We start from the raw sequence: 21,768 nt of genomic DNA on the forward strand, positions 1-21,768 counted from the left end.
TGCAGCGAGGAAGTGCTCGGTGCTGACTTGCTCGGTACTGACTTGGTCGGTACTGACTTGCTCGGCACTGAGTTGGTCAGCGCAGCAGCGCTCTGCGGGGAGCCGGTCTGCAAAGCCGTGGCCATGCAGTGAGTGACCAACGAAGTCGCGGGCAGCGACGGTTTTTATGATTGTCATGTCCTGAGCCCTGGAGTTGGTGGAGGGGTCGGTGTGGATCAGATGTTGCGCAGGTACCAGTCGTATTCCAGACGGCTGATGATCTGCATGGCCGCTTCACGCTCCGCGCGACGGCCAGCAATGAAGACGTTCAGGAAGCGCTCGCTGAAGGCGTGGGCCAATGCTTCACTCTCCTCCAGCAGCGTCAGTGCCTCGGGCCAGCTGTTGGTCAGGCTCGGCTCGAACTGGTCATAGGCATTGCCGGTGACCGGCTCGCCCGGCGAGACCTGATGCGTGATGCCGTGGATCACCGAGGCCAGCAAGGTGGCCAGCAGCAGGTAGGGATTGACGTCGGCCCCGGCGACGCGGTGCTCGAGACGACGTGCCTCGTTGGGGCCGGAGGGGATGCGGATGGCGACCGAGCGATTGTCGAAGCCCCAGGTCGGCGCCATCGGCACGTACAGGCCCTGCTGGAAGCGGCGATAGGAATTCAGGTTGGGCGCAAACAGCGCCATCGAGGCGGGCATCAGTTCCAGCAGGCCGCCGATGGCGTGACGCAGGGTCTCGGTGCCCAGCGGATTCTCGTCCTGCGCGGCGAAGACATTGTTGCCGTGCTGGTCCACCAGACTCATGTGCGCATGCATGCCGTTGCCGGCCTCGTCGCCATACGGCTTGGCCATGAAGGTGGCATCGAAGCCGTGGCGCAGGGCGACGCCCTTGATCAGACGCTTGAGCAGGACAGCGCTGTCACAGGCCTTCATGACATCGTCGAGATGGATCAGGTTGATCTCGAACTGGCCCGGCGCACATTCCTTGAGCGCGGTATCCAGCGGCAGCTGTTGGATGCGCGCGGCAGTCTGGATCTCGTCGAGGAAGTCGGCGTACTCATCCAGCTCGCCGATGGAATAGAGCTGGCTTTCGCTGGCGCGCTCGCCTGTCAGCGGGGAGCACGGCGGCTGCACCATGCCCAGGTCATCGCGCTCGCGATCGACCAGATAGAACTCCAGTTCCAGCGCGACGACCGCCGTCAGGCCCATGTCGGCAAGAATATCGACCTGTTTCTGCAGCTGATTGCGCGGGTCGGCAAAGAAGGGGCCATCCTTGTCATCACGCATGTTCATCAGCAGTTGCCCCTGCTTGCCGTTGCGCAGCCAGGGGGCTGCCATCAGGGTGCCGGGGATGGGGCGGCAGACCTGATCACTGTCACCGCTGCTGAGCCCCAGCCCGGTTTCCTCGATGGTGTTGCCGGCGATATCCAGTGCGAAGACGGAGCCTGGCAGGTTGATGCCATTCTCATAGGCCTTTTCCAGATTCTCGCGCGGGATTCGCTTGCCGCGCTGGATACCGCTGATGTCACTGATCAGCAGATCGATGTTCTCGATTTCCGGATGACGGTCCAGAAATTCTCTGGCCTCATCGACGGGGAGGCTGTACATGGATATCACCTGTGGGCATGGGATGTTGTGGTTTATATATCGCCATCATGGCCATTGTTGTCAAATATTTTACAACACGTGACGGTTTTCGTAGCTGGATTGCTTTGGTGTTATGGCAATAAATTGTTTTAAAACAGTATTTTGTATAGATTTATGTGAAATCGTCGTTTCGTCGGGTTGGCAAGGAAAGGCGTTCAGTCTATGTTGATTAAAACATACCAGTCATCCGGGGCCTGCTTGTTCGCCTCAAAGGAGATCCCATGCCACCTCGTCCACTGGTGGGCGTCATTGCCTGCCGTCGCACCGTAGAAGGTCATCCGGCGCATATGGTGACCGACAAGTACGTCAGCGCCCTGCGTGAATTCGGACTGGATCCGGTAGTCATTCCGGTCTGGGAGGATGTCGAGCCCGACGCCGCCAGCGCCCTGCTGGCACGCCTGGATGGTCTGCTGCTGACTGGCAGCTATTCCAACATGCACCCCTCACGCTACGGCGAGACCAGCGCGCCGGAGAACACCTATGAAGACCCGGCCCGCGACGCTGCGGTGCTCTGCTGGGTGCCGCTGGCGCTTGAGTTGCGACTGCCGCTGCTGGGGATCTGCCGCGGGTTTCAGGAGCTGAACGTTGCCTTCGGCGGCAGCTTGCACCAGGCGGTGCAGAAGGTGGCAGGCCTGATGGATCATCGTGAGCCCAAGGGCGATCTCGAGGCGCAGTTCGCGCCATCGCATGCCATCAGCATCTCGCCCGGCGGAGTGCTGGCAGGGCTTTACGCCGCACCCGAGGCGCAGGTCAATTCCTTGCATCAGCAGGGGGTCGCCCGTCTTGGTGAGGGCCTGAATATCGAAGCGGTTGCCCCGGATGGGCTAATCGAGGCGGTCTCGGTCAGTGGTGCGGCGTCCTTCACGCTGGCGGTGCAGTGGCACCCGGAATGGAAGCCGCGTGAGCACGCCTTGTATCAGGCGATTCTGGAAGGCTTTGCCGCGGCCTGTCGTGACAAGACCGAGGGTGGCACCTTGCCGACCTGTCACCCGACTCGCGAGGAGGCGTGAAGATGGCAATGAATGACGCTGGCGAACGCCTGAAGGCGCTGGATGCGCGCCACCACCTGCACCCCTTCACCGACTTCAAGCAGCTGGGCGAGCAGGGCAGTCGTATCATCACCGGTGCCAGCGGCGTCTATATCCATGACGCCGATGGCCAGCGGATTCTCGATGGCATGGCGGGGCTGTGGTGCGTGAACCTCGGCTATGACCAGCCGGAACTGGTCGCGGCGGCCAGCCAGCAGATGACGCAGCTGCCGTACTACAACACCTTCTTCAAGACCGCCCACCCGCCGGCGATCGAGCTGGCGGCCGAGCTGTGTCGTCTCGCGCCGGAGCATATCAATCATGTCTTCTTCACCGGCTCCGGCTCTGAAGCCAACGACAGCATGCTGCGCATGGTTCGGCGGTTCTGGGCGCTCAAGGGCCAGCCGGAAAAGCAGTGGATCATCGCGCGCGAGAATGGCTATCACGGCTCGACCGTCGCGGGCATGAGCCTGGGCGGCATGGCACCGATGCATGCCCAGGGCGGCCCCTGTGTGCCCGGCATCACGCATATCCGCCAGCCTTACTGGTTCGCGGAAGGTCGTGGAAAGGGGAGTGAAAGCCCGGAATCTGACACACATAGCCGAGACGATTTCGGGCGACTGTGTGCCGAGGCGCTGGATGCGCGCATTCAGGAACTGGGCCCGGACAATGTGGCCGCCTTCCTGGCGGAGCCCGTGCAGGGTGCCGGCGGTGCGATCATGCCGCCTGACAGCTACTGGCCTGCCATCAAGGCCGTGCTGGCGAAATATGACATCCTGCTGGTGGTGGATGAGGTCATCTGCGGCTTCGGTCGCCTCGGCGAATGGTTCGGCAGTCAGCATTACGACCTGAAGCCCGATCTGATGCCCATCGCCAAGGGGTTGTCCTCTGGTTACCTGCCGATCGGCGGTGTGCTGGTCGGCGATAGGGTCGCCGATACGCTGATCGAAGAGGGCGGCGAGTTCTTCCATGGCTTCACCTATTCCGGACACCCGGTGTGTGCCGCCGTGGCGCTCAAGACCCTCGAGATCATGCAGCGCGAGGATATCGTCACCCGGGTGCGTGACGACCTGGGGCCGTATCTCGCCAGTCGCTGGGCCACGCTTGCAGACCACCCGCTGGTCGGCGAGGCGCGTTCGCTTGGCCTGATGGGGGCGCTGGAGCTGGTGGCCGACAAGGCCAGTGGCGAGCGTTTCGATTCTTCCCAGGCCGTCGGCAACCTGTGTCGTGATATCTGTTTCGAGACGGGACTGGTGATGCGCTCGGTGGGTGACACCATGATCATCTCGCCGCCGCTGGTGATCACGCATGAGCAGATCGATGCGCTGGTCAGTCTGGCGCGCGCGGCACTGGATGAAACGGCGCGCCAGCTGGCGAGTCACGCCGCCACTTGCTCTTCCGCAGCGCTGAAGGCCACTTCGCCCTCGTCCTCGCTGCCTTCTTCACTCTCCTCTGCTCCATCCTCTGAACCTTCCTCTTCCCTGACCTCGGAATCCTGATCATGAGCCGTCCTCAGACATTGGCCGAATGGCAGGCGCTGGCCGCCCGCCTGACCCCGCAGTTGCAAGGCAATGCCTTCATCAATGACGAATTCGTGCCGGCGGTCAGCGGCGAGACCTTCGAGAGCCTCAACCCGGCCACCGGTGAGCGGCTGGCGATGGTCGCCAGCTGTGACAGCGCCGATGCCGAGATCGCCATTCGTCATGCGCGTGCCGCCTTCAAGAGCGGTATCTGGTCGCGCATGGCCCCGACCCGGCGCAAGCAGGTGTTGCTCAGGCTGGCCGAGCTGATGGAAGCCCATCAGGATGAGCTGGCGTTGCTGGATAGCCTCGACATGGGCAAGCCGGTCACCAGCGCGCTGAACGACATGGCCGGGGCGATCGGCTCGATCCGCCACCAGGCCGAGTCCATCGACAAGCTTTACGGTGAGGTCGCCCCGACCGGTCAGCAGGCGCTGGGCATGGTGCTGCGCGAACCGCTGGGCGTGGTGGCCTCCATCGTGCCGTGGAACTTCCCGCTGATGATGACGGCGTGGAAGATCGCCCCGGCGCTGGCGGCGGGCAACAGCGTCATCCTCAAACCGTCGGAGAAGTCACCGCTGTCGGCGCTGCGTCTGGCGCAGCTGGCGCGTGAGGCCGGTATCCCGAGCGGCGTCTTCCAGGTGCTGCCGGGCTTCGGGCATACCGTCGGGCGTGCGCTGGCGCTGTCGATGGACGTCGAGTGCCTGGCCTTCACCGGTTCCACCGCCGTTGGCAAGCAGCTGATGCAGTACGCCGGGCAGTCGAATCTGAAGCGGGTGTTCCTGGAGTGTGGCGGCAAGAGTCCCAACATCGTCTTCGCCGATTGCGCCAATCTGGATCGCGTCGCCGAAAGTGCCGCTGCCGCCATCTTCTACAACCAGGGTGAGGTCTGCATCGCGGGTTCCCGTCTGCTGGTGGAGAACTCGATCCGTGATGCCTTCGTCGCCAAGGTGGTAGCGGCTGCCGAGCGCATGCAGCCGGGCGACCCGCTGGACCCGGCAAGCTTCATGGGCGCGATGGTCGACAGCACCCAATATGAGCGCGTTATGGGCTATATCCGTCAGGGTGTCGAGGAGGGCGCGGCACTGCGCGCCGGCGGTGAGGAGGTCGACGGGCCCGGACTCTTCATTCGTCCGGTAGTCTTCGACGGCGTCACGCCACAGATGGCGATCGGCTGTGAGGAAATATTCGGGCCGGTGCTGTCTGTGTTCGGCTTCGAGACCGAAGACGAAGCGCTGGCGTTGGCCAATGACAGTGATTTCGGGTTGGCGGCAGGGGTGTGGAGCCAAGACATCGATCGCATCATGCGCGTGACGCATCGTCTCGAATCCGGTCAGGTCTTCGTCAACAACTGGGCGGGGGGGGATCAGACCATGCCCTTCGGTGGGGTGAAGCAGTCCGGCAACGGCCGTGACAAGTCACATCACTCGCTGGCGGAATACACCCAGCTCAAGAGTGTCTGGATCGAGCTGAGCTGAATTGGAATGCGCTGAACTGAAATGAGCTGTGTAGGTTCCCGTGAACTCAGGGGCTTGCTAAGAAAGAAGAGGCCACGCGATTGCGTGGCCTCTTCTTTCTTGCCTTCGCCACAAGGGCTAGAACATCCGCGCCGGCGTCGCGCAGCTGACCAGGCGACACTCGACATCACCGATGTTGCGGAAGCGATGCGGCACGTTGGTATCGAAGTAGTAGGCGTCGCCCGCCTTCAATACCCGCGTGTCGCCACCGATGGTGATCTCTATCTCGCCCTCGATGACCACGCCCGCTTCCTCACCCTGATGGGTGATCATCTCGCGGCCGGTGTCAGTGACGGGCGGGTAGGTCTCGATCATGAACGACAGGGCGCGGTCACGCCGCTTGGCGCCCACCAGCTTGAAGATGACATCGCCGCTGCCGACGTTGATCAGCTCCTCCTCGCTGTAGAACACCTTGGCGGTGTTCTCGAGCTCCATGGTGAAGAAGTCGCCGACACTCATGGGAATGGCGGCGAGAATCTTCGACAGTGAACTCACCGACGGGCTGACCTTGCCCTGTTCGATCAGTGACAGGCTCGAGTGTGTCACACCGCAGCGCTTGGCCAGCTCGCGTTGCGAGATGCCACGCAAGGTACGCAATGCCCGCAGGCGGGCACCGACATCATCTGCCATCAGAACATCCTTCATGTCGCGACGAGTTGAGGAGAGGGGCAAGCCCTTCCAGACCGACGACGGCCAGCCACGGAGCTCCGCGACTGGCCGTCGTTCACGTGCTGGTGGTCAAGATCAGGGGCATCGGCATCAGAGCCGGCGCTGTCCTGATCATCGACCACGCGATCAGCTGAGACTATCCAGCTTGTCTTTCAGCACCTTGTTGACCTGTTGCGGATTGGCGGTGCCGCGCGAGGCCTTCATCACCTGACCGACGAAGAAGCCGATCATCTTGCCACGCTTGTCCGGCTCGGCTTCCTGATACTGGGTCACCTGGGCCGGGTTGTCGGCGATCACCTGATCGACCACGGCTTCGATGGCACCGGTGTCGGTGACCTGCTTGAGGCCGCGCGACTCGATGATCTCGTCGGCGCTCTTGCCTTCGCCATCCCACAGCGCGGCGAACACCTGCTTGGCGGCCTTGCCGTTGATGGTCTCATCGACGATGCGCTTGATCAGGCCACCCAGCTGGGCCGCGGAGACCGGGCTGACGGTGATGTCGAGGTTTTCCTTGTTGAGACGACCGGCCAGCTCGCCCTGCACCCAGTTGGCGGCCTGCTTGGCGTCGCCGCAGACATCCTTCACTTCCTCGAAGAAGTCGGCCATCTCGCGGCTGGCGGACAGCACGCTGGCGTCATAGGCGGACAGGCCCAGTTCGCTTTCGAAACGGGCGCGTTTCTCGGCCGGCAGTTCCGGCAGGGTCTGGCGCAGGTGTTCGATGTAGGCCTCGTCCACTTCCACCGGCAGCAGGTCCGGGCACGGGAAGTAGCGGTAATCGTTGGCTTCTTCCTTGGTGCGCATGCTGCGCGTCTCGTCGGCGTCCGGATCATACAGGCGGGTTTCCTGCACGACCTTGCCACCGTCCTCGATCAGCTCGATCTGACGCTCCACCTCGAAGTGGATGGCACGCTCGATGAAGCGGAAGGAGTTGACGTTCTTGATCTCCGCGCGGGTGCCGAAGGCTTCCTGACCCTTGGGGCGCACCGATACGTTGACGTCGCAACGCAGGGAGCCTTCGGCCATGTTGCCGTCGGAGATGCCCAGGTAGGTGACGATGGCGTGGATCGCCTTCACGTAGGCCACCGCTTCCTTGGCGGAACGCATGTCCGGCTCGGAGACGATTTCCAGCAGCGGTGTGCCGGCACGGTTGAGGTCGATGCCGGTCATGCCCTGGAAGTCTTCGTGCAGCGACTTGCCGGCATCTTCCTCGAGGTGGGCATGGTGGATGCGGATCGACTTGCGCGTGCCATCTTCCAGAAGGATCTCGAGCACGCCAGGGCCGACGATGGGCTGATCCATCTGGCTGGTCTGGTAGCCCTTGGGCAGATCCGGGTAGAAGTAGTTCTTGCGCTCGAACACCGAACGGCCGGCAACGGCGGCATCGACGGCGAGGCCGAAGCGCACGGCCATGGCCACGGCCTGCTCGTTGAGCACCGGCAGGGTGCCCGGCAGGCCGAGATCCACGGCGCTGGCCTGGGTGTTGGGCTCGGCACCGTAGGTGGTGGATGAGCCGGAGAAGATCTTTGACTGGGTGGCGAGCTGAGCGTGAACCTCAAGCCCGATTACGACTTCCCATTGCATCAGGCTTGCTCCTGTCCGAATTCCGGGCGCTGGCGGTGCCAGTCGGTGATTTGCTGGAACTGGTGCGCGACGCCCAGCAGGGTCTGCTCACCGAAGTGCGGGCCGAGGATCTGCAGACCCACCGGGCGCTTGCCTGCCAGGCCGGCCGGCACGCTGATGCCCGGAATGCCCGCCAGGTTGATGGCGATGGTGTAGAGATCCTGCAGGTACATGGACAGCGGGTCCTTGTGCGCGCCGAGATCGAACGCCGGGGTCGGCGCCGCCGGGCCCATCAGCACATCGACCTGGTCGAAGGCATCGAGGAAGTCCTGGCGGATCAGGCGACGCACCTTCTGGGCCTTGATGTAGTAGGCATCGAAGAAGCCTTCGGACAGGGTGTGCGTGCCGATGATGATGCGACGCTTCACCTCGTCGCCGAAGCCTTCCTCGCGCGTGCGCTTGTAGAGGTCTTCCAGGTCCTGTGGGTCCTTGCAGCGATGGCCGAAGCGCACGCCGTCATAACGCGACAGGTTGGAGGAGGCCTCGGCCGGCGCGATCACGTAGTAGGTCGGGATGGCCAGGTGGGTATGCGGCAGCGAGATTTCCTGCACGCTGGCACCGGCATCCTCGAAGACCTTGATCGCGGCACGCACTGAGGCTTCGACTTCCTCGGACAGGCCTTCGCCGAAGTATTCCTTCGGCAGGCCGATCTTCAGGCCCTTGAGGTTGTAGTCCAGCCCTTCGACGTAATCCGGCACGCCACGCACCACGCTGGTGGAGTCGCGCGGGTCGGCGCCGGCGATCACGTTCATCAGGCGCGCGCAGTCTTCGGCGGAGCGGGCCATCGGGCCGCCCTGATCGAGGCTGGAGGCGTAGGCGATCATGCCGTAGCGCGAGACGCGACCGTAGGTCGGCTTGAGGCCGGTGATGCCACAGAAGGCGGCCGGCTGGCGGATGGAACCGCCGGTGTCGGTGCCCAGGGCGGCCGGCGCAAGGCCTGCGGCGACGGCGGCGGCACTGCCACCGGAGCTGCCACCCGGCACGGCGGACAGATCCCACGGGTTCTTGACGGCGCCGTAGTGGCTGTTCTCGTTCGAGGAGCCCATCGCGAACTCGTCGAGGTTGGTCTTGCCGAGAATCACCACGCCTTCGGCCTTGAGCTTCTCGATCACGGTGGCGTCATAGGGCGCGATGAAGTTGTCGAGCATCTTCGAACCGCAGCTGGTGCGCACACCTTCGGTGCAGAAGATGTCCTTGATGGCCATCGGCACGCCGGTCAGCGCGGCGGCATTGCCAGCGGCGCGGCGTGCATCGGCGGCATCCGCATCACGCAGCGCGTCTTCGCGGCACAGGGTGATGTAGCTGTTGAGCTCGCCGTCGAGGCGTTCGATACGGGCCAGGAAGGCTTCCGTCAGCTCGCGGCTGGTGTATTCGCCGGCCTCCAGGCCTTGCGCCAGCTCACTGAGCGTCTTGTCATGTAGTGCAATGGACGATGACATGTTCGATTCCATCAGTGCAGACGATGCGCCGGGCATCGTCCGCAGAAATTCCGGGGCGGACGGGGCGTGCCGCGTGACGTGGTATCCGATGGCAGCCGGTCACGATGCGTGAGCGATCTGCCAGGCGAGATCACTCGACGACGCGCGGAACCAGATACAGACCCTGCTCTGTGGCCGGGGCCACCTGCTGAAAACGCTCGCGCTGATTCGATTCGGTGACTTCGTCCGCGCGCAGGCGTTGCGTGGCTTCCAGCGGGTGCGCCAGCGGTGCGACGCCGTCGGTATCGACCTGTTGCAGCTGGTCGACCATGGCGAGAATCCGATCGAGATCCTCGACGTAGGCTTCGGCATCCTGCGAGGCAAGACCCAGGCGTGCGAGGTGAGCGGCACGCAGCACATCTGAATGTTCAAGGGCCATTGAAGTTTCCCTGTCTTGGCTTCGAGAGGCTTGAGGTGACGGCAGGAGTCGGAGACGACCACGCGGAATCGGACTGGCGCGCCGTGCGCGAAAGGCCGAATTCGAAAATTGTGGTGTCCCGGCAAACCCGATGCCCGTTACCCTGTAAAACAGCGCGCTTTGCAGCGATGGAGCAATCTGTCGCCGAATGCGCCGTTACAGTGTGATTCGGCGTGAAATGTACCACATCTGCGTCGCTCTGGCAGGCGTGTCAGCTTGCCGCCATGGGGTGGCAATGGTACCGTTCGCGTCTGCACAGGGTTCCGGTCTGGACTAGGTGATCAACTTCCATGTTTAAACGTTTACGTGGGCTGTTCTCGAGCGATCTGTCGATCGATCTGGGTACTGCCAACACGCTTATTTATGTGCGCGGTCGCGGTATCGTGCTCGACGAGCCCTCAGTCGTGGCCATTCGCCAGTCCGGGAATGCCCGCAGTGTGGCGGCCGTCGGTGCCGATGCCAAGCGCATGCTGGGGCGTACCCCCGGCAATATCACGGCCATCCGTCCGATGAAGGACGGCGTCATCGCCGACTTCACCGTTACCGAACAGATGCTCCAGCATTTCATCCGCAAGGTGCATCAGAGCACCTTCCTGACACCCAGCCCTCGTGTGCTGGTGTGTGTGCCGTGCATGTCGACCCAGGTCGAGCGTCGCGCCATCAAGGAATCGGCCGAAGGGGCCGGCGCGCGTGAGGTCTACCTGATCGAGGAGCCGATGGCTGCCGCGATCGGTGCGGGCTTGCCGGTGGAAGAGGCGATGGGCTCCATGGTGGTCGATATCGGTGGTGGTACCACTGAAATCGCCATCATCTCGCTCAACGGCGTGGTCTATTCCGAATCCGTGCGTATCGGCGGTGACCGCTTCGACGAAGCCATCACCTCCTATGTGCGTCGCCATTACGGCAGCCTGATCGGTGAGGCAACGGCCGAGCGCATCAAGGAAGAGATCGGTTGTGCCTATCCGGGTGGCGAGCTGCGCGAGATCGACGTGCGCGGCCGCAACCTGGCCGAGGGCATTCCGCGTTCCTTCACGCTCAACTCCCACGAGATTCTCGATGCGCTGCAGGAACCGCTGGCGGCCATCGTCTCGGTGGTCAAGAGCGCGCTCGAGCAGTCGCCGCCGGAGCTGGCCTCCGACATCGCCGAGCGCGGCCTGGTGCTGACCGGTGGTGGTGCGCTGCTGCGTGACATCGACAAGCTGATCGCGGAAGAGACGGGCCTGCCGGTGATCATCGCCGAAGACCCGCTGACCTGCGTGGCGCGTGGCGGTGGCAAGGCGCTGGAAATGATCGATCAGCACACCTTCGAGCTGCTGTCGAGCGATTGACCTCGTCCGGGGCCGGGCATGCTGTGTGCTGTACGGCTGGTCCCGGCCTGTCGGAGGAAGTGCTATCAAACCCCTGTTCACGCGTGGCCCCGTGCCCGGCTACCGCATGCTGTTGTGCGCGGTGCTGTCACTCGCGCTGATGTTTGCCGAAGATCGCTTCAGCTGGATGGTCGATGTGCGCGCCAGCATGGCGACGCTGGTATCGCCCGTGCAGTGGGTCGTCAGCTTGCCGACGGAAGGCATCAGCTGGGGCGCGCTGGTGTTTGCCGACCAGCAGGAGCTTGCCGACGAGAATCGCGCGCTGCGCGAACAGCTGCTCAATCTGTCCAGCCGTGTGCAACGCATGGCGAGCCTGACCTCCGAGAATACGCGCCTGCGCGAATTGCTCAATGCCGGGCAGCGTAGCGACATCCCCTATATCACCTCCCAGTTGCTGACCCTCGATGCTGATCCGTTCTCCCACCGCATGGTGGTGGACCGCGGCGAGCAGGATGGCGTGCGCATCGGCTTGCCGGTGCTCGATGCCTATGGCCTCGTCGGGCAGGTCATCTCCACCTCGGCCTACAACAGTCGTGTGCTGATGATCAGTGATGCCAGCCACGCCGTGCCGGTGGAGATCAATCGCAATGGCCTGCGCTTCATCGCCCAGGGCAGCGGCAAGATCGACCAGGTCGATGTGCTGCATGTGCCGGACACCGCCGACATTCGTGTCGGTGATCTGCTGGTGACTTCTGGACTGGCATTGCGCTTTCCGCGCGGCCTGCCGGTGGCACGTGTCACCGAGGTCTATCATGACCCCGGCAAGCCGTTCGCCCGCGTGAGTGCCGAGCCCATCGCGCAGCTGGAGCGCTCGCGCAACTTCCTGATCCAGATGCCGCCGCCAGTGGACACCGACAACCTGTATGTCGATGACAGCCTCGATGAGTTGCCGCGTGACAACCTGGCGGCGCCCAGGCCCGAGGGTGATGATGCCGCGCAAGGCTCCGCCGAGGATGCGGCAGACGCTCAGGCACCCACCGATGCTGCTGGGGAGAACAACTGATGGCCTTTCGTCCCCAGACCACCTTGCTGTGCTGGTTCTCGCTGCTGCTGGCGCTGTGTCTGCAGGTCATGCCATTGCCGGATGTGTGGCTGATCTGGCGGCCCCAGTGGCTGGGCCTGATGCTGGTCTACTGGTGCATCGTCTCGCCGCAGAGTGTCGGTGTCTTCCACGGCTTCCTGTTCGGGCTGGCGCTGGATGTCCTGCAGGGCGCACCGCTGGGGCACAACGCCCTGGTGCTGTCGCTGACGGCCTTCATGGGTGTGCTGCTCTATCAGCGCATTCGCGCCTACTCGCTGTTGCAGCAGGCGTTGCTGGTGATCGTGGTGCTGGGCATCGCGCAGTTGCTGGATCAATGGCTGCGCAGTCTGTTCGGTGCCGGTCCCGTCAGCCTGTCGTTCTTGCTCTCGGCGGTCATCGGTGGCGCATTGTGGCCGTGGCTCTATACCCTGCTGCAGATGCTGCGTCGGCGGGTCGCGGCCTGAGTGCCACTGGCGCATCGATAGCGCTTCTTGTCAGCTTCCAAAAGCCGCCTACGGGCGGCTTTCTGGTACTTGTCAGCCATGTTTCTCTTCACGAGGTCTTCCATGTCATCCAGTTCAAGGTCATCCACTTCCAGGCCATCCACTTCCAGGCCATCCACACCTGATACCGAAAGCCCCACTTCCTCACTCTTTGCGAACTCTGACGCCGCGGGGCAGCGCAAAGTAAGGACTCAGGGCGTTGTTCAACAGGGCGTTGCTCAACAGGGCGCTGCTCAAGCGGAATTGATTCTGGCCTCGGGGTCGCCGCGTCGTCGTGACCTGCTGGCCAGTATCGGCATCCAATGTGAGGTGGCGCCGGTGGATATCGATGAGACGCCGCAGGCCAATGAGTCGCCGGAGCATTACGTGCTGCGTCTGGCGCGGGAGAAGGCGCAGGCCGGCTTCGCGGCTCTGGCGCAGCGGACGGCAGGCCAGACGGCGGGGCGGCGAGTGCTCGGCGCGGATACCGCGCTGGCACTGGATGGGCGCATTCTCGGCAAGCCGCGCGATGAGGCCGATGCGCGCGAGATGCTGCTCAGCCTGTCGGGGCGCAGCCATCAGGTGCTCAGTGGCGTGGCGCTGTGTCATGGCGACGCCGGGCGCGACTTGCGCTGCGCGAGCGAGCTGGTCGAGAGTCGCGTGACTTTCCGCACCATCACCCCGGAGGAGGCCGCGCGCTACTGGGCGACCGGTGAGCCGGCTGACAAGGCAGGTGGCTACGCCATCCAGGGGCTCGGCGCCGTCTTCGTCAGTCATCTCGAGGGCAGTTACAGCGCCGTGGTCGGGTTGCCGCTGCATGAGACCGCAGAGCTTCTGAGCAAGGCGGGCGTTCAGCCGTGGCAGCCGCTCTGACGGGCGATGTTCTGCACTGCGTCAGTCGGGTGTCGAGTCAACACTCCAGCGGCATCGTGAAGGACGATGGCTTGCGTGCGTGGCACAAAATACCCGTTGCAGGAAATCCTTAGTCGATAGATCACAGCCGGGGGCTCCCTTGCTATGTCATAATCGCAAGCAACGACTTTACAAGGACTTGCGCTATGAGCGGCGAGGTATTGATCAACCTGACACCGATGGAGACCCGCGTGGCGGTGGTCGAGAACGGTGTCCTGCAGGAAGCCTTCATCGAACGCAGCGGGCGACGCGGCATCGTCGGCAACATCTACCGTGGCAAGGTGGTGAGAGTGTTGCCCGGCATGCAGGCGGCCTTCATCGACATCGGTCTCGAACGTGCCGCCTTCATCCATGCCCAGGAAGTCATGCCGGCGCACACGCCGCATGATGAGCAGCTCTCGATCCGCGAGCTGCTCAGCGAAGGCCAGCCACTGGTGGTGCAGGTCACCAAGGACCCCATCGGCACCAAGGGCGCCCGGCTGACCACGCATCTGTCGGTGCCGTCACGCTATCTGGTCTACATGCCGGACTCGCCGCATACCGGCGTGTCGCAGCGCATCGAGAGCGATGCCGAGCGTGACCGCCTCAAGGAGCTCACCGAGCAGTGCCTGACGGCGCTGGATCCGGAAGCCCCCGGCGGCTTCATTCTGCGCACGGCGGCCGAAGGCATCAGCGAGGCCGAGCTCAAGCAGGACATGCACTTCCTGCTGCGCCTGTGGCGCAAGGTCAGCGAGCGTCGCCTGACCGCCGCCGTGCCCAGCGTGATCTATGATGATCTGCCGCTGTTCATGCGCACGCTGCGCGACGTGATGCGTGACGAGATCGAGCGCGTGCGCATCGACTCGCGCGAGAACTTCATCCGGCTCAAGGAATTCGCCAGCGAGTTCATGCCGGACATGGAAGGGCGCATCGAGTATTACCCCGGCGAGCGACCGATCTTCGATCTGTTCAGTGTCGAGGATGAGCTGCACAAGGCGATGGGCCGCAAGGTGCAGCTCAAGAGTGGCGGCTATCTGGTGATCGACCAGACCGAGGCGATGACCACCATCGACGTCAACACCGGGGGGTTCGTCGGCCATCGCAATCTCGAAGAGACCATCTTCAAGACCAATCTCGAAGCGGCGACCGCCATCGCGCGCCAGCTGCGCCTGCGCAATCTCGGCGGCATCATCATCATCGACTTCATCGACATGGAAGAGACCGAGCACCAGCGCCAGGTGCTGCGGGTGCTCGAAAAGTCGCTGGAGCGTGATCACGCCAAGAACAAGATGACCGGCGTGACCGAGCTGGGCCTGGTGCAGCTGACGCGCAAGCGCACGCGCGAGAGTCTGGAACAGGTGCTGTGCGAGGCCTGCCCGACCTGTCAGGGGCGCGGCACCCTCAAGACGCCGGAGACGGTCTGCTACGAGATCTTCCGCGAGATCATGCGTGAAGAGCGCGCCTACAGTCCGGATACCTACATGGTGCTGGCCTCACAGAACGTGGTCGATCGCCTGCTGGACGAGGAATCGGCGGCCGTGGCGGACCTCGAGAGCTTCATCGGCAAGACCATCCGCTTCCAGGTCGAGGCGCATTACACCCAGGAGCAGTACGATATTGTGCTCATGTGATCTGTCAGCCGCCGCGCCTGCGATGAAGCCGGGAGTCGCGTTATCCACATCGTGAGTCTGTCCTGTTCGGAGAACCACCAGTGACCCGTTCTACCTCACCAGAGGCGGCACGTTCTACCTCGCAAGAGGCGGTGCAGGAGGGCGTCGAAGACGCCCCGTCTTCGTCAGCTGCGACGCCAGCGCCACCCTCGCGTGGGCGGCGCTGGGCGCGCGGGCTGCTGATGGCGCTCGCGGTGCTGCTGGCGGTGCTGGCCATCCTGATCGGGGGCCTGCGCTGGTGGTTGACCACGTTGGATTCGCGCAGTGAGTCCATCAGTGACTTCATTGCCACCCAGACCCACTCCAATGTGGGGATGTCATCGCTTGAAGGCCGCATGGATCACCTTGATCCGGCCATCAAGCTGTCGGGGCTGAACCTCTTTCGACCCAACGAGATGCAGGCGGCGCCGCTGTTGAGCGTGTCCCACCTTGAAACCCGTCTCGATGTGCTTTCCTCCCTGCGCCATCTGGCGCCTGTCTTTGATCGCGCCACCGCCACCGGCGTCATCGTGCACCTGTACCAGCGCGAAGATGGCAGCTGGGGCTGGCCGGGGCCGCCGCGTCCTCCCGAAGCGCTCGAACCCGAAGGACAGATGAGCCTTGCGCAGACGGAGCAGGGGCTGGCGCTTTTGGCGCGTCAGCGTGTGCGGCTCGAGGATGTGCGCCTGGTACTGCATGGTCGCAACGATACCCTCAATCTGAATGCCGCCGAGCTGCTGCTGTCGGGAGAAGGCGATCGCGCGCACCTGGAAGGCCAGTTGCGTGTCGGGGAATCGCCTCAGGCCGGTGTCAGTGCCGTGCTGGAGGTGCTGCCGGGAGATGACGGCCTCGCTGACTACTCGGCCCAGCTGCAGATGGAGCTGGACGCCGGTGCGCTGGCGAGTGTCGGGCGTCTGATGGGTGAGCGCGACAGCCTGATGCTGCGCGACGCCGATGGCAACGCGACGCTGTGGGCGCGCTGGCGTGACGCGCGACTGGAAGATGCTCGCCTGCGTCTCGATCTCAATCGCCTGACGCTGGATCACCATGGCGCCCAGCTGGCGCTCAAGGACATTCATGCGCGTGGCCAGTGGCTGCGCGACCTGGCGGGCAGTGATCGCTGGCAGGCCTGGCTCAATCAGATCTCGGTCGGCGCCACGCAACTCGATGACGCCCCGGCGGCCGGCGCTTCGGTGGCAGACAGTGACGACCAGACGCCGCAAGCGGCGTCATCGCCAGAAGTCTCCGCGGCGCTTGCCAGTCTGCCCGAGCGTATTTCGCTGTCGGGGGATCTCGCCGAGGGCAGTGTGTCGCTGGTCACCAGCAGTTTCGATCTGGATAAGGTGGCGCGCTGGCGCAACGTGCTGGCGCTCGGCGAGCTGGGCAATGTGCTCGAGTCTCTCGATCCGCGTGGCACGGCCACCGGCCTCTCCCTGTCGCTGGCCGGGATAGGCCTCGATACCCCGCTGACCATGAAGCTGGCGCTGGGCCTCACCGGCGCCGAGGTGGAACCCTGGCAGGGCGCTCCGGGGCTCGGTCCCCTGGCGGCCTGGGTCACCGCGCAGAGTCTTGATGAGGGTGGCATCGCGAGTCGGATCGCGTTTCGCGGTGACCCGGGCATGCGCTTCCACTTCCCCGAGGTCTTCGGCGACGGCTGGCAGCTCGAGGCCGCCGACGGGGTGGTCGAGGTCAAGGTCGATGACAGTGGCAGCAGCGTCTCGGGGCATGACCTGCATATCCAGCGCGCTGGCGCCGATGTGACGGGTGGCTTCGGCCTGCAGATTCCCGCACAGGACCATGACCGCTTCCAGCTGGATCTCGAGATGCGTGATGTGGATGCCCGCAGCATTCCGCTGGCCTCCTGGTTGCCGATGAAGGTGCTGGACCCGGCGCTGAGCGAGTGGTTGACGCGCGATGTCGCGGGGCAGGTCCCCGAGGGCAGCCTGCATCTCACCCAGGTGTGGGATGACGACAATGGTGAAAATGGCTATGGCCCCGGCGATTCGATGGACCTTGAGCTGGCCATCGAGGATGGGCGACTCGGTTATGCCGAGGGCTGGCCTGCGCTGGAGAGCGTGAAGGGCAACCTCGTACTGCATGACAATACGCTGAGTGCCACGGTCGCGGCGGCGCACTCTCAGCCGGTCACGGCGCTGGGCAGTGCAGCGCCCCTGGCGGTGCGTCAGGCCGACGTCGACATGCAGGACAACACCTTGAAGATTCAGGGTGATGTGACCGGTAGCGTCGAAGCGCTGTTCGATCTGCTCTCGCATGCGCCGCTCGAGGATACCGCAGCGCTGATCGCCGAATGGCAGGGCAAGGGCTCGGTGGATGCGACGATGGATATCCGCGTGCCGCTGGAGGACGCCGAGCAGACGCGCATCACCGCGGCGGGCAAGGTCGGCGAGCGCCAGGCGGCGACGCTGGCCTTCCCGGGGCCGGGCATCGAGGTTGACGGCATTCGCGGGCCGCTCGAGTTCGTGCATGACCCATCGCGCCCCGAGGGGCGCCGTGAACAGTTGACCGGCAATCTCTCCGGCAAGCTGTTCGGCGGTGCGGTCAAGGCGGCGCTCAACATCGGGCAGGCAGATTCAAGCAGCAAGGGCGCGATCACCTTCGACGGCAAGGCGCCATTGGCACCGGTGCTGGGCTGGCTGGGCGCGCCCGAGCACCTGATCGGCGATGCCGCCGAGAACACCCGGGCCGCCTTGCAGGACGGCGAGAGCCCGCGCGCGCTGGGCGGCGAGTTCAACTACCAGGCGCGCCTGATGCTGCCGGATGACGGCGCCAGTCTGGCGCTCTCGAGTGACCTCAAGGGAGTCGCCATCAATCTGCCGGCACCCTTTGGCAAGACGCGAGAGGAGGCGGCACCGCTGGCGGTGGATATCGGGCTCGCGGAGGGTGGCGGCGATGTGCGCCTCGACAATCGCGCCCGTGCACGCTGGAAAGGCGGCAATACGCGTGACGATGGCAGCACGGTGCCGATGACGGGACAGCTGTGGCTGGAGCGTTGGCCGAGTGACCCGCAGTGGCCCACCCAGACCGGCTGGGACATCGCCTGGCGCACACCGACCCTCGCCCCGGAGCTCTGGAAGCCGTGGGCGGGAGCGCTCTCCAGTGAAGGTGGCGCGAGTGGCGAGGGCAGCGACGCTGAGCAGAGCGACCCCTTGCGTGCCTTGTCACGCCTGCGCGTTGCCACCGATTGCCTGATGATCCAGTCCCGGTGTACGGGGCCGATGACGCTGGAGGCCGCGCCGCGCCAGAGCTCGCAGCAGCAAGGGCTGGGGCTGGCCGCGACGCTGGATGGTCAGCTCGCCAGTGGCGAGCTGGTGTGGCAGTCAGGCGCCGCGCGACCGCTGATTCTGGACCTGGATACCCTGAATCTCGATGCCCTGTGGCCCGCGGATGCCGAGCAGGAGGCGCAGACTGCCAGTGCGCCAGGCAACTTTACCGAGGCTATCGATGTCGGCATCGAGCCGACGCCGTATCCCGCCGAGCTTGCCGACCTGCCCGCGGGCAGTCTGCGCCTGGCACACCTCATCTGGCGCGATCAGCAGCTGGGGCCGATCAGTGCCGACTGGACCGCCGACAGCCAGCAGCTGGTGGTGTTGCCCCTCTCCATCACGCTGGGCAAGATCACCGCGGTGGGCAACATCACCTGGGAGGATGCCGGCACCAACAGTCTGACGCGCGCTCGCCTGTCCGCCGATGGCAGTGACCTGGGCGGGTTGCTCGAGCGTCTCTCCCAGCCGCGCGGCATCGAGGCGGACCGTGCCCGGGCCGAGGTCAAGCTGGCCTGGCCCGGCGCGCCGCAGGACTTTGCCCTGTCGCGCTCCAATGGTCGCGTCGAGATCAAGCTGGATGATGGACGCTTCCTGAATCTGGGCTCGACCTCCGCCCGCCTGCTGGGGCTGGTCAATGTGGATAACCTGCTGCGCCGGCTGTCGCTGGACTTCTCTGATGTCACCGACAAGGGGACGGCCTTCGACAAGGTGCGCGGCGCAGCGACGCTCTTCGATGGGCGGCTGGAAAGCGATGGCCCCTTGCGTATCGAGGCGCCGTCCACCACCGTGACACTCAACGGGCAGGTCGATCTGCTTCGCGGTACCCTTGATCAACGCATGGCCATCACGGTGCCGGTCAGCCAGAACCTTCCGCTGGCCGCCGTGCTGGCAGGCGCACCCGCCGTGGGCGGGGCGCTGTTCGTGGCCGACAAGATCTTCGGCCGCTTCATCGACAAGGTGACGCAAATTCACTATCGGGTATCAGGCCCCTGGGGCGACCCGAACATTACTCTGGAAAGTGCCGAATGACGCAAAATGCGAGTTCCGGTCGCGTGCTCGACGATGCCGCGGCCCTGTTGCTGACCCCGGGCGGGCTCAGCCTGGATGATCTGGATGCTGGCCTGGCACATGCCATGGGCCCGGGCACCGACTATGCCGACCTCTACTTCCAGCGTATCTGGCAGGAGAGCTGGGTGCTGGAAGACGGCGTCGTCAAGGACGCCAGCTACAACATCGATGGTGGCGTGGGCGTACGCTCATTGGCGGGGGAAAAGACCGGCTTCGCGTACTCCAATCAGATCGATGCCGCCGCGCTTGCCGACACTGGCCGGACTGCGGCGGGTATCTCACGCAGCGGCAGCAGCGGCACGGTCGCAAGCTCGATCATCACCGAGGCACCGTCCTTCTATGCGGGCATCGACCCGCTGAATGGCCTGAGCGCCGAGGACAAGGTCGCGATGCTCAAGGAAGCGGACCGCATCGCGCGCAGCCTCGACCCGTCCATCAGTCAGGTGTCGGCCTCGCTGTCGGCGCTTTACGAGGTGGTGATGGTGCGTGCCAGTGATGGCACCCTCGCCGCGGACCTGCGTCCGCTGGTGCGTTTCAACATCAGCGTGATCGCGGTGCGCAATGGCCGTCGTGAGCGTGGCAGTGCCGGTGGCGGTGGTCGTTTCCCGCTGACCCGTCTGCGCGATGAGAATGTCGCCGAGCGTTACGCGCGTGAAGCCGTGCGTCAGGCGCTGGTCAATCTCGAGGCCATCGATGCACCGGCCGGCCAGATGCCGGTGGTGCTGGGCAATGGCTGGCCGGGCGTGCTGCTGCACGAGGCGGTCGGTCATGGTCTGGAAGGTGACTTCAACCGCAAGGGCAGCTCTGCCTTCTCGGGCCGCATGGGTGAGCAGGTCGCGGCACGCGGCGTCACCGTTGTCGATGATGCGACCCTGGCCGATCGCCGTGGCTCGCTGTCCGTCGATGACGAAGGCACCCCGGGGCAGTACACGCCGCTGATAGAGGACGGCATCCTCACCGGCTACATGCAGGACAAGCTCAATGCCCGCCTGATGGGCATGGCGCCGACGGGCAATGCGCGTCGTGAGTCCTTCGCGCACCTGCCGATGCCGCGCATGACCAATACCTACATGCTGGGTGGCGATCGCGATCCGCAGGAGATCATCAAGAGCGTCAAGCGTGGCCTCTACGCGGTCAGCTTCGGCGGTGGTCAGGTCGACATCACCTCCGGGCGTTTCGTGTTCTCCGCAAGCGAAGCCTATCTGATCGAAGACGGCAAGGTGACCACGCCGGTCAAGGGCGCCACCCTGATCGGCAACGGGCCGGAAGCCATGGGCCGCGTCTCGATGATCGGCAACGACCTGGAGCTGGATACCGGTGTCGGCGTGTGTGGCAAGGACGGCCAGTCCGTGCCCGTCGGTGTCGGTCAGCCGACGCTGAAGCTCGATGAGCTGACGGTCGGCGGCACGCAATCCTGAGCGGGTCGCGTTCACAATGAAGCGATGAATACGACGACACCGCCGTGGCAGGGCCATGGCGGTGTCGAGGAAGCGCTTGAGAATCAGCGCATGAGGCGCAGTACGTCAGGAAAGCGCGTGAGCGGCAGACCCCGTGTCAGAGGTCGAGTTCGGCCCGCAGCAGCTTGAAGAGCTTCTTGGCGCTGTTGGGCTGTTTGCCGGCGTCACGTTCGGCACGCGCATTGCGGATCAGCTGACGCAGGGCCTGACGGTCCACGTGAGGATAATCCTCGACGAAGATCACGAAGGCTTCATCGTCGTCCAGCAGGCGATCGCGCCAGCGTTCGAGACGCTGGAAGGAAGCATCGCGACGCACGTTCTGCTGCTCCATGGCTTCGAAGACGGCACGCACGGCGTCCAGGTCTTCCTTGCGCATCAGCTTGCCGACGTACTGCATGTGGCGACGCAGGCCTTCGTGACTACGAATGCGATGGGTCTCCTCGATGGCGGCCAGCATGTCGTCAGAGAGCGGGAACTTGGCGCGCTGGCCTTCCGGCAGATCGATGATCTTCTTGCCCAGCGCCTGCAGCTCGATCATTTCGCGCTTCAACTGGGACTTGCTGGGGCGCTCGACGAGCTCCTCGGGTCTTTCTTTACGCATGCCAATTCCAATGAGTCGGGGAAATTTGCGGCAGTATAGCACTGCCGGGCCCCCGTCTCCTCAGAAG

16 protein-coding genes are annotated in these 21,768 nt (G+C 64.3%); 10 read left to right on the plus strand and 6 right to left on the minus strand.

The window, feature by feature from the left end:
* Positions 1-215: 215 nt before the first annotated feature.
* Positions 216-1,592, minus strand: a complete 1,377-nt coding sequence (locus H2O77_RS03325) for a glutamine synthetase family protein (protein ID WP_153635161.1) — start codon at positions 1,590-1,592, stop codon at positions 216-218.
* Between the two features lie 260 nt (positions 1,593-1,852).
* Between H2O77_RS03325 and H2O77_RS03330 the strand changes: the two genes are divergently transcribed.
* Genes H2O77_RS03330 through H2O77_RS03340 form a run of 3 tightly spaced genes read left to right on the plus strand, consistent with a single transcriptional unit; the run spans position 1,853 to position 5,657 of the window.
* A complete protein-coding gene (locus H2O77_RS03330; protein WP_215823905.1) occupies positions 1,853-2,641 on the plus strand; it encodes a gamma-glutamyl-gamma-aminobutyrate hydrolase family protein in 789 nt (262 codons plus the stop codon).
* Positions 2,642-2,643: 2 nt separating this feature from the next.
* Positions 2,644-4,158, plus strand: coding sequence for an aspartate aminotransferase family protein (locus H2O77_RS03335; protein ID WP_215823906.1), 1,515 nt, complete (start codon positions 2,644-2,646; stop codon positions 4,156-4,158).
* Between the two features lie 2 nt (positions 4,159-4,160).
* Positions 4,161-5,657: an aldehyde dehydrogenase gene (locus H2O77_RS03340; protein ID WP_215823907.1), complete on the plus strand. Its 1,497-nt coding sequence runs from the start codon at positions 4,161-4,163 to the stop codon at positions 5,655-5,657.
* A 117-nt stretch (positions 5,658-5,774) separates the two neighbouring features.
* On the opposite strand, the gene H2O77_RS03345 is transcribed toward H2O77_RS03340, so the two are convergent.
* From H2O77_RS03345 to gatC, 4 genes are all read right to left on the minus strand, one after another.
* On the minus strand, positions 5,775-6,326 hold the full coding sequence (locus tag H2O77_RS03345) for a cupin domain-containing protein (RefSeq protein WP_043332584.1): 552 nt from the start codon (positions 6,324-6,326) through the stop codon (positions 5,775-5,777).
* Positions 6,327-6,491: 165 nt separating this feature from the next.
* Positions 6,492-7,946, minus strand: a complete 1,455-nt coding sequence (gene gatB, locus H2O77_RS03350; protein ID WP_043332582.1) for an Asp-tRNA(Asn)/Glu-tRNA(Gln) amidotransferase subunit GatB — start codon at positions 7,944-7,946, stop codon at positions 6,492-6,494.
* Complete coding sequence (gatA, locus tag H2O77_RS03355; RefSeq protein WP_215823908.1) at positions 7,946-9,424, minus strand: Asp-tRNA(Asn)/Glu-tRNA(Gln) amidotransferase subunit GatA; 1,479 nt, start codon at positions 9,422-9,424, stop codon at positions 7,946-7,948. The genes gatB and gatA overlap by 1 nt, the downstream gene beginning before the upstream one ends.
* 130 nt (positions 9,425-9,554) lie before the next feature.
* Positions 9,555-9,842 carry an Asp-tRNA(Asn)/Glu-tRNA(Gln) amidotransferase subunit GatC gene (gatC, locus tag H2O77_RS03360; protein ID WP_054555110.1) on the minus strand — a complete coding sequence of 96 codons (288 nt, stop codon included), beginning with the start codon at positions 9,840-9,842 and terminating at the stop codon, positions 9,555-9,557.
* Between the two features lie 329 nt (positions 9,843-10,171).
* On the opposite strand from gatC, the gene H2O77_RS03365 reads away from it, so the two are divergent.
* From H2O77_RS03365 to tldD, 7 genes are all read left to right on the plus strand, one after another.
* A complete protein-coding gene (locus H2O77_RS03365; RefSeq protein ID WP_043332576.1) occupies positions 10,172-11,209 on the plus strand; it encodes a rod shape-determining protein in 1,038 nt (345 codons plus the stop codon).
* A 64-nt stretch (positions 11,210-11,273) separates the two neighbouring features.
* Positions 11,274-12,251, plus strand: coding sequence for a rod shape-determining protein MreC (mreC, locus tag H2O77_RS03370; RefSeq protein WP_268750727.1), 978 nt, complete (start codon positions 11,274-11,276; stop codon positions 12,249-12,251).
* Positions 12,251-12,733: a rod shape-determining protein MreD gene (gene mreD / locus H2O77_RS03375; RefSeq protein WP_043332574.1), complete on the plus strand. Its 483-nt coding sequence runs from the start codon at positions 12,251-12,253 to the stop codon at positions 12,731-12,733. The genes mreC and mreD overlap by 1 nt, the downstream gene beginning before the upstream one ends.
* Before the next feature lie 282 nt (positions 12,734-13,015).
* Positions 13,016-13,624, plus strand: a complete 609-nt coding sequence (locus H2O77_RS03380; RefSeq protein ID WP_240548696.1) for a Maf family protein — start codon at positions 13,016-13,018, stop codon at positions 13,622-13,624.
* A gap of 185 nt (positions 13,625-13,809) precedes the next feature.
* The gene (rng, locus tag H2O77_RS03385; RefSeq protein WP_043332570.1) at positions 13,810-15,273 is read left to right on the plus strand and encodes a ribonuclease G; all 1,464 of its coding nucleotides are present in this window, start codon (positions 13,810-13,812) and stop codon (positions 15,271-15,273) included.
* 80 nt (positions 15,274-15,353) lie between these two features.
* Positions 15,354-19,604, plus strand: a complete 4,251-nt coding sequence (locus H2O77_RS03390) for an AsmA-like C-terminal region-containing protein (protein ID WP_215823910.1) — start codon at positions 15,354-15,356, stop codon at positions 19,602-19,604.
* A complete protein-coding gene (tldD, locus tag H2O77_RS03395) occupies positions 19,601-21,061 on the plus strand; it encodes a metalloprotease TldD (RefSeq protein WP_215823911.1) in 1,461 nt (486 codons plus the stop codon). The genes H2O77_RS03390 and tldD overlap by 4 nt, the downstream gene beginning before the upstream one ends.
* A 136-nt stretch (positions 21,062-21,197) precedes the next feature.
* Here the strand turns inward: tldD and yjgA are convergent, their stop codons facing one another.
* On the minus strand, positions 21,198-21,701 hold the full coding sequence (gene yjgA, locus H2O77_RS03400; protein ID WP_043332563.1) for a ribosome biogenesis factor YjgA: 504 nt from the start codon (positions 21,699-21,701) through the stop codon (positions 21,198-21,200).
* Positions 21,702-21,768 lie beyond the last annotated feature (67 nt).

It is taken from the genome of Cobetia sp. 4B (assembly GCF_018831605.1).
In the GTDB taxonomy this organism is placed as follows: domain Bacteria; phylum Pseudomonadota; class Gammaproteobacteria; order Pseudomonadales; family Halomonadaceae; genus Cobetia; species Cobetia amphilecti.

What these genes read in the sequence shown, in the direction of transcription:
- yjgA (WP_043332563.1), bottom strand. Translation starts at nt 21,701, where the DNA reads ATGCGTAAAGAAAGACCCGAGGAGCTCGTCGAGCGCCCCAGCAAGTCC.
- gatA (WP_215823908.1), bottom strand. Translation starts at nt 9,424, where the DNA reads ATGTCATCGTCCATTGCACTACATGACAAGACGCTCAGTGAGCTGGCG.
- H2O77_RS03345 (WP_043332584.1), bottom strand. Translation starts at nt 6,326, where the DNA reads ATGGCAGATGATGTCGGTGCCCGCCTGCGGGCATTGCGTACCTTGCGT.
- H2O77_RS03340 (WP_215823907.1), top strand. Translation starts at nt 4,161, where the DNA reads ATGAGCCGTCCTCAGACATTGGCCGAATGGCAGGCGCTGGCCGCCCGC.
- H2O77_RS03325 (WP_153635161.1), bottom strand. Translation starts at nt 1,592, where the DNA reads ATGTACAGCCTCCCCGTCGATGAGGCCAGAGAATTTCTGGACCGTCAT.
- tldD (WP_215823911.1), top strand. Translation starts at nt 19,601, where the DNA reads ATGACGCAAAATGCGAGTTCCGGTCGCGTGCTCGACGATGCCGCGGCC.
- rng (WP_043332570.1), top strand. Translation starts at nt 13,810, where the DNA reads ATGAGCGGCGAGGTATTGATCAACCTGACACCGATGGAGACCCGCGTG.
- mreD (WP_043332574.1), top strand. Translation starts at nt 12,251, where the DNA reads ATGGCCTTTCGTCCCCAGACCACCTTGCTGTGCTGGTTCTCGCTGCTG.
- H2O77_RS03330 (WP_215823905.1), top strand. Translation starts at nt 1,853, where the DNA reads ATGCCACCTCGTCCACTGGTGGGCGTCATTGCCTGCCGTCGCACCGTA.
- gatB (WP_043332582.1), bottom strand. Translation starts at nt 7,946, where the DNA reads ATGCAATGGGAAGTCGTAATCGGGCTTGAGGTTCACGCTCAGCTCGCC.
- H2O77_RS03365 (WP_043332576.1), top strand. Translation starts at nt 10,172, where the DNA reads ATGTTTAAACGTTTACGTGGGCTGTTCTCGAGCGATCTGTCGATCGAT.
- H2O77_RS03335 (WP_215823906.1), top strand. Translation starts at nt 2,644, where the DNA reads ATGGCAATGAATGACGCTGGCGAACGCCTGAAGGCGCTGGATGCGCGC.
- gatC (WP_054555110.1), bottom strand. Translation starts at nt 9,842, where the DNA reads ATGGCCCTTGAACATTCAGATGTGCTGCGTGCCGCTCACCTCGCACGC.